Below are 12,645 nucleotides of genomic sequence, written 5' to 3' on the forward strand. Positions count from 1 at the left end.
GATGGCCGGGTACTGGTGAGGTGCCCGGCCATCGCCGTACCCGGACAGTGCCTTGTCCGGCCGGCACCGTGCCCGGCCGACGCCGCGTATCGGGTGGCCGTCACGGCCGGATCGTGCGCGGACGACGTACCTAGGGGGAGGAACCACGTGAACGACTTCTGGCCCGGTGTCGGAGTCGATCTGCTGTCGGAGTCCGACGACGGCGAAGGGCGGCGGGCCGGGCTGGAGCGGGCGCTGCGCGACGCCGTGCGGGACGGACGGCTGGCACCCGGGACACGGCTGCCCGCCACCCGACGGCTCGCGGCCGAGGCCGGCCTCTCGCGCAACACCGTGAAGGCCGCCTACGACCAGCTCGTCGCCGAGGGGTACCTGACGGCCCGGCAGGGCTCGGGCACCCGGGTCGCCGCGCTGCCCTCCGTCACCGCCGAGCCGCCGGACGCCCGCGCACGCGCGCGTGAACCGCGTTTCGACCTGCGGCCCGGCAGCCCGGACGTCGGGGCGTTCCCGGCGGCCGCCTGGCTGCGGGCGCTGCGCCGCGCCATCGCGACGGCGCCCTCGCCGGCCTACGACTACGGGGATCCGCGGGGGCGGGTGGAACTGCGCACGGCGCTGTCGCGGTACCTGGAGCGGGCGCGGGGCGTCATCGCGCCACCGGAGCGGATCGTGGTCACCTCCGGGTCCGTCCAGGGTCTCGCGCTGCTCACCCGGGTGCTGGAGGGCACGCGGATCGCCATGGAGGACCCGGGGCTGCCCTTCCACCGGGACGTCGTGCGGCACAACGGCGGCGAGGTGGTGCCGGTGCCGGTCGACGAGCGGGGGGTGTGCGTGCGGGAGCTGGGGGACGCCGGGGCCGTGGTGGTCACGCCGGCGCACCAGTACCCGACCGGGGTGACCCTGCACCCCGCCCGGCGACGGGCGCTGACGGACTGGGCGCGCACGCGGGGCGCACTGATCGTCGAGGACGACTACGACGGCGAGTTCCGCTACGACCGGCAGCCGGTCGGCGCGCTCCAGGGAATGGCACCGGGGGAGGTCGTCTACCTGGGCACCGCCTCCAAGACGCTCGGGCCCGCGCTGCGCCTGGGCTGGATGGTGCTGCCACCGCACCTGGTCGACGCCGTGGCCGACGCCAAGCTCCACAGCGACCACCACACCGAGTCCATCGGCCAGCTCGCGCTCACCGAACTGATCGACAGCCAGGCCTACGACCGCCATGTGCGCGCCTGCCGGCTGCGGTACCGGCGCCGCCGGGACCTGCTCCTGGACCGGCTGGGCACGCGCCGGGGCGTACGCGGGATCGCGGCCGGGCTGCACGCGCTGGTGGAGGTCCGCGACGAGGAGGAGGCGATGGCGCGGGCGGAGGCGGAGGGCCTCGCGGTCGGACGCCTCGGCGAGCACTGGCACACGCCCGTCGAGGACGCCGGGACACGCCCCCAGGGGCTGGTGGTGGGCTACGGAACGCCCCGGGAGCGCGTGTATCCCGACGCGTTGGACGTACTGGCGAAGGTGCTGGAGGGGAACGGGAACCGATCGGACCGCCGAGGCGGACACCACTGAAGCGGGCACCACTGAGGGACCACTGAGGTACCACTGAGGCGAATACCGCCGGGGCGGACAGCACCGGCGCGAGCATGCGGGCCCGGCTCGGACCCCGAGGCGTGCCGGAGAGCGCGGGCGCCCGGCCCGGACGGAGACGCGCCGCCGTGCCGCGCCGGAACGGGCGGTCCGTTCGCAGGACCCGCACGCCCCGGCGCGTACCCGCACGTCCCCGCCGGGCGGGATCAGGCGGCCCGCGCGGAGGTGTGCACCGGCAGCGCGTCCACGAACAGCGCCCCCGCCAGCAGTCCCGCGCTCCCCCGCGGGCTCCACGCGCGCGCGTGCAGGTCCGCGTCGAACGCCGACAGGGCGTCGCGGCCGGCCGCCGTCGCCGTACCGCCCGCTTCCAGGACGGCACGGGCGCCCGCCTGGACGTGCCGCAGGCCCGCCGGGCCGGCGGTGTGGAGGAGTTCGGTGTCCTGGAGGGTGGACATCACGGTGAGCAGCGCGTCGAGGCGGGCCTGGGGCTCGTCGGCGCCGGCGGTACGGGCCTTGGCCAAGGCGTCCAGGGCACGGCGGACGTGCGGGAAGCCGGCCCGGGCCTCGCCGCGGGCGCCGGCCGCGCCGTACTTCGCCGAGACCGTCGAACCCCGCGACGGGCGCCGGGGGGCGGCCCGGTCGGTGTGGGCGGCGATGCGTTTGGCGGTGGCGGCGACCTCGGCGCCCCGCGCGCGGGGATCGAGGGCGGCTGCCGCGACCAGCAGACCCAGCGTCCACAGCGCGCCCCGGTGCCCGCCGCCGGCCAGCCCCACCGAGTGCTCGGTGCACCGCCCGATCGCGCCCAGCTCGGCGCGGAGCCGGGGCGTGGGTTCGCCGGTGCGGCGGGCGGCGGCGGCCATGGCCGCGAGGCCGGGTGCGAGCGCCTTGGCCGACCAGCGCAGGGCGCGGTGGTCGACGCGGGTGACGCGGGCGGAGAGATCGCGCGGGTCGGGCAACCCGGGCTTGGGGACCAGGGCGAGCTGCCCGGTCAGCGCGGACACGGCGGCCTGTGCAAGGGCCTCGTCCTCACGGCTCGTCACGGCCGGGCCCTACGACGACGAGGACGTCGAGGCCGACGCCGAGGCCGACGGGACGTCGCTCGGCGGGGCACCGGTCGGGGCGTCGCCCGGCGGCGTGCCGCCCTCGCCGCCACCGCCGCCGCTGCCCGCGCCGGTGTTCTCGGCGTCCGGGTCGATGCCGACGGTCAGGAACCCCTTGTACCCCTTGGACGGGTCGGCCTTCTTCACGGCCTTGAGGGTGAGCAGGCCGCTGGAGGCGCCACCGTCGTCGTAGACCATGTCGTCGGCGAGCTTGGTGTACGTGCCGGAGTGCTTCGAGTACGGCTCCAGGGTGAAGATCTCCTGGGCGATGTCGTCGTCGAAGAAGAGCTGGCCGGTGTAGTTGACCTTGCCGCCCTCGTAGGTGCCGTCCTCCTTCTGGCCGCCGGTGTGCACCTTGAGGTGGATGTGGCAGGTGCGCGGCGTGTACCAGCCGGGGAAGATCGTCTCGAACTTGACGACCCCGTTGGCGTTGGCGATCTGGTAGCCGCGCAGGTAGGTGTCGTCGTCGGCGGTCGAGCCGTCCTCGCTCTCGGCGGGGGCCGAGCCGCCGGGGTTGGCGGTGGTGTAGCCGGAGTAGTAGCCCCAGGCGTCGCAGTGCCAGATCTCCACGGCCGCGCCCGGGACCGGGGTGCAGCCGTCGGTGGCGTCGACGACGGTCAGGCGCAGGGTGAGCGGGACGCCGCTCTTGCCCTCGGTGATGTCCTTGCGCACCAAGGCACCATCGAGGTAGTACGGGCCCTCCGTGACGCTCGTCATCAGCGTCATGCAGCTGCCGCCAGTCGAGGTCGCCGAGGCCGACGCGGTCGCCTCGCCCTCCACGGCCGTGCCGGCGAACGCCGACTGGTAGCCGACGACGACGAGCCCACCCGCGGCGGCGGTGCCGCCGGTCACCGCCAGGGCGCGGCGCCTGGTGATCGTCTTGTTCTCATGGTTTCCCGTCATGCGGACGAACGTAGGAACGCCACCCGTCAGGGAGGTGGGGTGAGGCTGTGAGCAGGCTGTGAGTGCTGTGGAACCTGAAGACGGCCGGCCGGCGTCGGCCACCGCGTCACACACCCCGTCACACAGCCCGTCGCACAGCCCGTCACACAGCCATCAGCGGAGCGCCCTTGCGCCACTTGAGCATCTTGTCGAAGCTCACCACGGCCCCGGTCCGCCCCGGCTTGTTGCTGATGTGGACGTGGTCGGCGAGCTCCTGGATGAGGAACAGGCCGCGGCCCGTCTCGTCGTCGGCGCCGGACACCTCGTAGGCCTGGAACGGGCGCACCTGCCGCTCCGCGGCGAAGCCCGGGCCGGAGTCGGCGACCTCGATGCGGCACTTCTCGCCGTCGAGGTAGGCGGTGACGCGGTACGCCTCCGAACAGCCGCCGTGCGTGGCGCCCCCGCCGTGCTCGACGGCGTTGGCACAGGCCTCGCTGAGGGCGACGGAGAGGTCGTAGGAGACGTCCGGGTCGACGCCCGCCGTCTCCATGGTGCCGAGCAACAGGCGCCGGGCGAGGGGCACGCTCGCGGCGTCGCGCCGCAGATGGAGTGACCACCAGATGCTCATGCTCCAGCCTCCTGGCCGCGGCTCGACATACCGATAGGTATTGCCGCCCGGGCCCTTCGGTAAGCGCGGATTCAGCGTGATGCCGCCCATATGGGGGATGCGCCACGGCGCCGAATCGGTGTATGCGGGCGTTTGCGGGGCCTGGAGTGGCGGTCTCGCCGGGCCCTCCGGTCCCACTGGTCCCACCTGTCCCGCCGAGCACCCTCTCAGGCTCCACTTGCCCCAGGGACCACCAAAAGGTGATCTTCCGGACCACCGGCATGTTGCGGACCTGCCGTGTGGGCGCCGTAAGGCCAGTGGGATGATGAGCCCGCCATGACTGACCCCCACCGGCGCCCGGCGCGCTCCGGAGGTTCTCTCCGGCTGCTGCGGGCCGCGGTGTTCGCCGCGGTCTGCGTCGTGCTGGCCGGGGCCGGGCACTCGATGGCCGCCTGCGCCGCCGTTCCGCTGTGGACGCTGGGGGCGGGGTTCGCCGGGGCCCTCGCGGTCGTCGTGCCGCTCGCCGGACGCGAGCGTTCCCTTCCCGGCGTCGCCGCGCTGCTCGCGGTGGGGCAGACCGTACTGCACACCCTGTTCGGGCTGGGTCAGCACGGCACCACGGCCGTGGCGTCGACCACGGCGGACGTCTCCGACGCCGCACTGGTCGAGCAGGCCGCACGGCTGCTGTGCGGCACCACGGCCGCGGCACTCAGCCCCTCCCAGGCACAGCGGATCCTCGTCGAGGCACGGGTCTACGGGAACGGCACCGGTACCGCCGGCACCGGGAGCGGTGACGTCGGCATGAGTGCCATGCACCATCCCGCGGACGCCCTGTCCACCGCCGGCTCGTCGGTGTCGCTGCTGCCCTCCCTGCCGATGCTGCTCGGCCACGTCCTCGCCGCGGTGGCCGCCGGATGGCTGCTGCGGCGCGGTGACACCGCCCTGCTGCGGCTGATGGACCTGTCGGCGCACGGCGTCGCCGAAGGCGCGCTCGTACGGGCCCTGCGCGGGGCGCTCGCACTGGTCCGTGCCCTGCTCGCGGGGCTGCCCGGGACGCCCGCGTGGTACCCGCGCACCCCGCGCACCGCCCTGTCCACGCCGCTCAAGCCGCCCGCCGAGGCACTCCAGCACACGGTGATCAGGCGCGGCCCGCCGGCCGCCGCGCTCCTCGTCCTCGCTGCCTGACGCGACGCGACCCGTCACTCCACGACACACCGGGAGGGGCCGCCGTCGTGCGGCACGCGCGCGTGCGCACGTTTTCCGTGCCCACGCCCCACCTCACCGCAGACCTCACTCGGAGTGGAGTGCTTCGCCGTCATGAAGATCTCTCGTCTCGCCGCCGCCGCTGCCGTCGCCGGCTCCACCGTTCTGGTGCTGTCCGCGCCCGCCTTCGCGCACGTCAGCGTGCAGCCGGAGGGAACGGCCGCCAAGGGCGGGTACGCCCTCGTGAACTTCCGCGTCCCCAACGAGCGTGACAACGCCTCGACCACCAAGCTGGAGGTCAACTTCCCGACCGACACCCCGCTGGCCTCGGTGCTGCCGCAGGCGATCCCCGGCTGGAAGATCGTCGTCACCAAGAGCAAGCTGGCCAAGCCGCTGGAGCTGCACGGACAGCAGGTGACCGAGGCCGTCTCCAAGGTCACCTGGACCGCGGAGGACAAGGGCATCCAGCCCGGCTTCATCCAGCAGTTCCCGGTCTCCGTCGGCGCGCTGCCCGAGGACACCGACGAGGTCGTCTTCAAGGCGATCCAGACGTACTCCAACAACGAGGTCGTGCGCTGGATCGAGGTGCAGGAGGAGGGCGCCGAGGAGCCTGACACCCCGGCTCCCGTGCTCACCCTGTCCGACGCGGCCGACGACGACCACGCGCACGCCTCCGCCTCCGCCTCCGCTTCTGAGGAGGACGACGACGCCGAGGCCGCCGCCGCCACGACCGAGGCCTCCGACTCCTCCGGCGACACCGACACCACCGCCCGCGTCCTGGGCGTCGTCGGCATCGTCGTCGGCGCCGCCGGTGTGGCGTACGGCGTGCTCGCCGGCCGCCGCCGGACCGGAACCGGCGACGCCTCCTGACGTCAGGCCGCCCGTGGTGCGCGCCGGGGCCATGCCCCGGCGCGCACCGGAATCACCACATCTGGGAATTTTCATCCATGCGCAAGACGACGTTCGCCGCGGCCGCGCTGCTCGCCGCCGCCTCCCTCACCCTCTCCGCCTGCGGCAGCAGCGACGACAGCGGCTCCAGCCCCGTCGCCGCCGTCGCCGAGGACGGCTCGCAGCAGGCCGCGACCGTGCTCGACCAGCCCTTCACCAAGCCGGACCTGGTACTGACCGACACCCAGGGCAAGCAGTACGACCTCCGCGAGGAGACCGCCGGCCATCCGACGCTGCTGTACTTCGGCTACACCAACTGCCCCGACGTCTGCCCGCTGACGATGAGCAACATCGCCGTGGCGAAGAAGCAGCTGTCCCAGGCCGAGCAGGACGAGCTGCGCGTCGTGTTCGTCACCACCGACCCGGACCGCGACACCTCCGCCGCGCTCGGCGCCTGGCTGAAGGGCATCGACCCGCAGGTGGTCGGACTGACCGGTGACTTCACCACCATCCAGACCGCCGCCCGCACCCTCGGCATCTCCATCGAGGCGCCGCACAAGGACAAGAACGGCAAGACGGTCTCCACCCACGGCACCCAGGTCATCGCCTTCTCCCCCAAGACGGACGCCGGCTACCTCCTCTACGGCGAGGACGCCACGGTCGACGACTACACCAAGGACCTGCCGAAGATCCTCAAGGGGCAGAACCCGTGAGGCGGTTCACCGCCTGCGCGACCGCCGTCCTGGCCGGGAGCCTGGTCCTCGCGGGCTGCGGCTCCGACGCCTCGGCGGCCGAGCTGTCCGTGAGCGGCGCCTACATGCCGCAGCCCGTCTCCGACTCCATGGCGGCCGGATTCCTGACGATCACCAACGAGGGCGGGACGACGGACGAACTGACCGCCGTCAGCAGTGACATCGCCGGCAGCGTCACCGTCCACGAGACGGTCGACGGGGCGATGGAGGAGGCCGACTCCCTCGACGTGCCCGCGCACGGCCGGCTCGTGCTCTCCAGCGGCGGGAACCACCTGATGTTCGAGAAGCTGACGCGCAAGCCGAGCCAGGGCGAGAAGGTGACCGTGGAACTGCACTTCGCCGAGTCCGGGACCGTCGAGGTCGAGATGCCGGTGGAAGCGTCCACCTACACCCCGAAGACCGGGAACTGAGGGAAGGACCACCGTGAGCCAGACCATCGCCCCCGGTGCCCGGAGGCCGAACGGCACGCCCAGGACCCGCAGGCCGGGCACCGCCGCGGCGGCCGGGGTGCGGACAGTGGTGCTGCTGTTCCTCGCCGTCGCCGGCACGCTCCTCGCCGGCGCCGGACCGGCGTCCGCGCACGCCGCGCTGACCGGCAGCGACCCCGCGCAGGGGGCGGTGGTCGACACGGCACCCGCGCAGGTGTCGCTGACCTTCTCCGAACAGGTCGCGATGAACGGCGACTCCCTGCGCGTCCTCGACCCCAAGGGCACACGCGCCGACACCGGCGAGCCCACCAACGTCAGCGGCACCACCTACGCCGTGCCCCTGCACTCGGGACTGCCCGACGGCACGTACACGGTGACCTACCAGGTGGTGTCCGCCGACAGCCACCCCGTCGCCGGCGCCTACACGTTCTCCATCGGCTCCCCCTCGAAGACCAGCGTCTCGGTCTCCGCGCAGGAGGCCGGCGGCGGAGTCGTCGGCGGGCTGTACGGGTTCGGACGGTACGTGTCCTACGCCGGCTACCTCGTCATGGTCGGCGGGGCCGTGTTCGTGCTGGCCTGCTGGCCGCGCGGCACGGGGGTGCGGGCCGTGCAGCGGCTCGTGGTCTCCGGCTGGCTCGCGCTCACCGCGGCCACCCTGTTCCTGCTGCTCCTGCGCGGCTCCTACACCGGCACCGGGAAGGTCGCCGACGTCTTCGACCTCGACCTGCTCGGGCAGGTCCTCCAGACGAAGACGGGCGCCGCGCTGGTCTCCCGGCTGCTGCTGCTCGCCGCGGCCGCGCTGTTCATCGCCGTGCTCTTCGGCGCGTACGACAAGCGGGAGGACGAGGAGAAGCGGGACCTGACCTTCGGGCTGGCCGTCGGCGGCTCGGTCGTGGCCGCCGGTCTCGCGGCGAGCTGGGCGATGGCGGAGCACGCCTCCACCGGGCTCCAGCCCGGCATCGCGATGCCCGTGGACGTCCTGCACCTGCTGGCCGTCGCCGTCTGGCTGGGCGGGCTGAGCGCGCTCCTCGTGGCGCTGTACCGCTCGGACGAACCGGTCGGGGCGCCGGCCGTCCGCCGGTTCTCACAGGTCGCCTTCGCCTCCGTCCTCGCCCTGGTCGTGACCGGCGTCTACCAGTCGTGGCGCCAGCTCGGGTCCTGGTCGGCCTTCACCGACACCCGCTACGGGCAGCTCCTGCTCGTCAAGATCGGGCTGGTGGCACTGCTGGTCGGCCTCGCCTGGATCTCACGGCGGTGGACGACGCGGATGACGGGGACGGCACCCGTGGCCGCCTCCGGGAAGACGTCCGTCGCGGCTCGGTCCGCGGCTCGGTCCGCGGCGCGGGAACCCGCCTCCGTGAAGGTGAGCACGGCCGGTGCGGGGAAGGCCGCCGACGCCGGGAGGGCCGCAGGTGCGGAGGACGTCGCCGGTACCGGGGAAGCCGGTGCGGGTGAGGCCGGCGCGGGTGAGGCCGGAGCCGGAGCCGGGAAAGCCGGTGCGGGTGAGGCCGGCGCGGGTGAGGCCGGAGCCGGAGCCGGGAAAGCCGGTGCGGGGAAAGCCGGTGCGGGGAAAGCCGGTGCCAGGGCCGGGAAAGCCGGTGCCAGGGCCGGGAAAGCCGGTACCGGAGCCCGCGACGAGGACGACGAGCGGACCGCGCAGCTCGCCCGGCAGCGGGCCGCCGTGGAGGCCACGCGGCAGAAGCGACAGCGCGACGCCGACCCGAACCGCTTCGGCCTGCGCCGCTCGGTGCTCGCCGAGGCGGGTGTCGCCGTCGTGCTGCTCGCCGTCACCACCGCGCTGACGTCCACCGAGCCCGGCCGTACGGAGCAGGAGGCCAGGGCGGCCACGGCGGCCTCGTCGTCGTCCCCGGCGGCCGGCTCCGGCGCCCTGACCCTCGACATGTCGTTCGACACCGGCGGCACCGACGGTCAGGGCGTGGTCAGCGTGAACCTCGACCCCGCGCGGACCGGCGCCAACGTCATGCACGTCTACGTCACCCGCCCCAACGGCCGCGCCTTCGACGTCCCCGAGGTGAAGATCGCCCTCACGCTCGAGGCCAAGGACATCGGGCCGCTGCCCGTCGCGCCCGACCACATCACCACCGGCCACTGGTCGGCGGACGGAGTGCAGATCCCCGTGGCCGGCGAATGGAAGATCGCCGTGACCGTACGGACCTCCGACATCGACCAGGTGACCGTCTCCAAGAACGCGCAGATCGGCTGAACCGCACCATGCCCGACCAGTCCACCAGGGCGGCCCGCACGCCCGACGCCGACACCGGAACCGACCGCAAGACCGACTCCCCCGGCGAGCCGGTCCCCGAGGCAGTCCCCTCCGGGGCCTCCGCTCCCGGGAGCCTGTCCCGGCGCAAGCTGCTCGGCACCGCCGGTGCCACCGGGCTGGTGCTCGGTGCCGCGGGCGCGGGCGCCGGGTATGCCGCCGCGCCCGCCCAGGCGACCCCGCTGTCCTCCATCGGCTCCGAGCAGGCGATGTTCCACGTGAAACATCAGCCCGGCATCACCCAGGGCCTCCAGGCACGCGGGCACCTGGTCGCCTTCGACCTCGCCGCCGGAGCGGGCCGCAAGGAAGCCGCCGCGCTGCTGCGCCGCTGGTCCGAGACGGCTCGGCGCCTGATGGCGGGCGAGGAGGCACCGCACGACGACACCGGCGTGGCCCGGGACGCCGGTCCGTCCGGGCTGACCGTCACCTTCGGCTTCGGCCACAGCTTCTTCACCCGCACCGGCCTGGAGAAGCAGCGCCCGGTCGCGCTGGACCCCCTGCCGGACTTCTCCGCCGACCAGCTCGACAAGTCCCGCAGCAACGGGGATCTGTGGGTGCAGATCGGCGCGAACGACGCCCTGGTGGCCTTCCACGCCCTGCGCGCGATCCAGAAGGAGGCGGGCAGCGCCGCCACCGTCCGCTGGCAGATGAACGGCTTCAACCGCACGCCGGGCGCCACCGCCCACCCCATGACCGCACGCAACCTCATGGGCCAGATGGACGGCACCCGCAATCCCCGCTCGACGGACGCCGACTTCGACGAGCGGATCTTCGTGCCGGCGTCCGGCTCGAACGACCCCGCCTGGATGGCCCACGGCTCCTACGTCGTCGTACGCCGCATCCGCATGCTCCTCGACGACTGGGAGAAGCTGTCGGTCAAGGCTCAGGAGCAGGTCATCGGGCGCCGCAAATCCGACGGGGCGCCGCTGACCGGAGGCACCGAGACCACCGAGATGGACCTGGAGAAGACCGACGCCGACGGCGACCTGGTCGTGCCGCTCAACGCGCACGCCCGGATCACCCGGCCCGACCAGAACGGGGGCGCGGCCATGCTGCGGCGGCCGTTCTCGTACCACGACGGCATCGACGCGGACGGGGTGCCGGACGCGGGGCTCCTCTTCGTCTGCTGGCAGGCGGACCCGTTGCGCGGCTTCGTCACGGTGCAGCGCAAGCTGGACCGCGGGGACGCCCTGTCGGCGTACATCCGCCACGAGGCGAGCGGTCTCTTCGCGGTGCCGGGCGGGGCGGCGCAGGGGGAGTACGTGGGGCAGCGGCTGCTGGAGGCCTAGAGCGAACCCGACCGCCGCCCGAGTCCCGGCCGAGAGGCGTCGCGCGACCTGCCGAGAGCCTTGTACGGCAGCTGTCGAGAGCTTTGTGTGGCCGGTGTCGAGAGCCGTTTCCGGAAGCTGTCGAGGTCGCGCGGATTCACTCGGGGGAACGCCCGGCGTGAGATGCGTGCGTGCGGTTCCACAAGCGCCATTAGGGTGAGGTCATGCCAGCGAGCTACGCGTACCTCGGCCCCGAGGGCACCTTCACGGAGGTCGCCCTGCGCACGCTGCCCGAAACGGCGACCCGACAGCTGGTCCCGTACGTCTCCGTACAGTCCGCCCTGGACGCGGTGCGCACGGGAGAGGCCGAGGCCGCGTTCGTGCCGATCGAGAACTCCGTCGAGGGCGGGATCACCACCACCCTCGACGAGCTGGTCGCCGGCGCACCGTTGATGATCTACCGCGAGGTGCTGCTGTCGATCACCTTCGCGCTGCTGGTCCGGCCCGGCACCGAGCTGTCGGACATCAAGACGGTCACCGCGCACCCGGCCGCGCAGCCACAGGTGCGCAACTGGCTGAAGGCGAACCTCCCGGACGCGGTGTGGGAGTCGGCCGCCTCGAACGCCGACGGCGCCCGTCTGGTGCGGGAGGGCCGCTACGACGCGGCCTTCGCGGGCGAGTTCGCGGCGGCCCGGTACGGCCTGGAGGCCCTGGAGACCGAGATCCACGACGCGGAGAACGCGCAGACGCGGTTCGTGCTGGTGGGCCGTCCGGCCCGGCCCGCGGCACCGACGGGGGCCGACAAGACGTCCGTCGTGCTGTGGCAGCGCGACGACCACCCCGGCACCCTGCGGGACCTGCTGGGCGAGTTCGCCACCCGTGGCATCAACCTGATGGTGCTGCAGTCCCGGCCGACCGGCGCGGGCATCGGCAACTACTGCTTCTGCATCGACGCCGCCGGCCACATCACCGACCGGCGGATGGCCGAGGCGCTCATGAGCCTGAAGCGGATCTGCCGTGATGTGCGCTTCCTCGGCTCGTACCCGCGCGCCACCGTCACCGCGGCCGATGTGGGGGCTCCGCTGCCCGGCACCTCGGACGAGGAGTTCGTGGCGGCGGCGGACTGGGTCGCGCGCTGCCTGGACGGCCGTTTCTGACCCACGGGCCGCGCCCCCTTCGGGGCCCCGCGTCCCCGCACCGCCCTCACCTCGCCCTGAGACACCGCCCTCACCTCGCCCTCGGACCGGTCCGACCGGCATATCTTCGTTGTCCACAGAAGTTATCCACAGGGCGGCTTCTCGACCTGGGGACAAGTCGACAACGAAGTGCCATTCAGTCGACAAATCGCCCTACTGGCCACAAGGGCGGCTCCGACCCTACAGATCACCCTTCGTCCATCCGTTTCCTTCGATCGACCCTTTGGGGCGACCCATTTCCACCCGAAAGTGGGTGCGGGAACGGTTTGACCAAGGAATTGCGCGGTCCGCGAACCGCCTCAGGAATGATCAATTCCGATGTCCACAGATTTTCCTCACAGCCTGTGGATAACTCTCCTCGGGTGTGGATACCTGTGGACAACGAGCTCCCAAGTCCCGTTCTCCACAAGGCGATCGGGTCGCCCCGGTGCCGGACGCCCGCTCCGTTCCAGGGAACGGAGCACT

General features: G+C 73.1%; 11 protein-coding genes. 8 read left to right on the plus strand and 3 right to left on the minus strand.

Annotation, left to right across the window (positions count from 1 at the left end; all coding sequences use genetic code 11):
- Positions 1-147 precede the first annotated feature (147 nt).
- Positions 148-1,557, plus strand: a complete 1,410-nt coding sequence (locus ACFYWQ_RS24115; RefSeq protein ID WP_389518926.1) for a PLP-dependent aminotransferase family protein — start codon at positions 148-150, stop codon at positions 1,555-1,557.
- Positions 1,558-1,781: 224 nt separating this feature from the next.
- Here ACFYWQ_RS24115 and ACFYWQ_RS24120 read toward each other — a convergent pair whose 3' ends face one another.
- The 3 genes from ACFYWQ_RS24120 to ACFYWQ_RS24130 form a co-directional block, all read right to left on the minus strand.
- Positions 1,782-2,615: a triphosphoribosyl-dephospho-CoA synthase gene (locus ACFYWQ_RS24120; RefSeq protein ID WP_389518927.1), complete on the minus strand. Its 834-nt coding sequence runs from the start codon at positions 2,613-2,615 to the stop codon at positions 1,782-1,784.
- A 9-nt stretch (positions 2,616-2,624) separates the two neighbouring features.
- Positions 2,625-3,578: an intradiol ring-cleavage dioxygenase gene (locus ACFYWQ_RS24125; protein ID WP_389518928.1), complete on the minus strand. Its 954-nt coding sequence runs from the start codon at positions 3,576-3,578 to the stop codon at positions 2,625-2,627.
- Positions 3,579-3,720: 142 nt separating this feature from the next.
- Entirely contained in the window at positions 3,721-4,185 is a 465-nt protein-coding gene (locus ACFYWQ_RS24130) for an ATP-binding protein (protein ID WP_389518929.1), read from the minus strand.
- A 315-nt stretch (positions 4,186-4,500) separates the two neighbouring features.
- Between ACFYWQ_RS24130 and ACFYWQ_RS24135 the strand changes: the two genes are divergently transcribed.
- The 7 genes from ACFYWQ_RS24135 to pheA all read left to right on the plus strand — a co-directional run bounded on the left by ACFYWQ_RS24135 (position 4,501) and on the right by pheA (position 12,141).
- Positions 4,501-5,349: a hypothetical protein gene (locus tag ACFYWQ_RS24135; RefSeq protein ID WP_389518930.1), complete on the plus strand. Its 849-nt coding sequence runs from the start codon at positions 4,501-4,503 to the stop codon at positions 5,347-5,349.
- A gap of 132 nt (positions 5,350-5,481) precedes the next feature.
- Positions 5,482-6,237, plus strand: coding sequence for a YcnI family protein (locus ACFYWQ_RS24140; protein WP_389518931.1), 756 nt, complete (start codon positions 5,482-5,484; stop codon positions 6,235-6,237).
- 77 nt (positions 6,238-6,314) lie between these two features.
- A complete protein-coding gene (locus ACFYWQ_RS24145; RefSeq protein ID WP_389518932.1) occupies positions 6,315-6,968 on the plus strand; it encodes an SCO family protein in 654 nt (217 codons plus the stop codon).
- Positions 6,965-7,417 carry a copper chaperone PCu(A)C gene (locus ACFYWQ_RS24150; RefSeq protein WP_389518933.1) on the plus strand — a complete coding sequence of 151 codons (453 nt, stop codon included), beginning with the start codon at positions 6,965-6,967 and terminating at the stop codon, positions 7,415-7,417. The genes ACFYWQ_RS24145 and ACFYWQ_RS24150 overlap by 4 nt, the downstream gene beginning before the upstream one ends.
- A 109-nt stretch (positions 7,418-7,526) precedes the next feature.
- On the plus strand, positions 7,527-9,659 hold the full coding sequence (locus tag ACFYWQ_RS24155) for a copper resistance CopC/CopD family protein (RefSeq protein ID WP_389519387.1): 2,133 nt from the start codon (positions 7,527-7,529) through the stop codon (positions 9,657-9,659).
- Between the two features lie 8 nt (positions 9,660-9,667).
- Complete coding sequence (gene efeB / locus ACFYWQ_RS24160; protein ID WP_389518934.1) at positions 9,668-11,005, plus strand: iron uptake transporter deferrochelatase/peroxidase subunit; 1,338 nt, start codon at positions 9,668-9,670, stop codon at positions 11,003-11,005.
- A 203-nt stretch (positions 11,006-11,208) separates the two neighbouring features.
- Positions 11,209-12,141, plus strand: coding sequence for a prephenate dehydratase (gene pheA, locus ACFYWQ_RS24165; protein WP_389518935.1), 933 nt, complete (start codon positions 11,209-11,211; stop codon positions 12,139-12,141).
- The last annotated feature ends 504 nt before the right edge of the window (positions 12,142-12,645 follow it).

The organism is Streptomyces sp. NPDC003247 (assembly GCF_042888135.1).
Classification (GTDB): domain Bacteria; phylum Actinomycetota; class Actinomycetes; order Streptomycetales; family Streptomycetaceae; genus Streptomyces.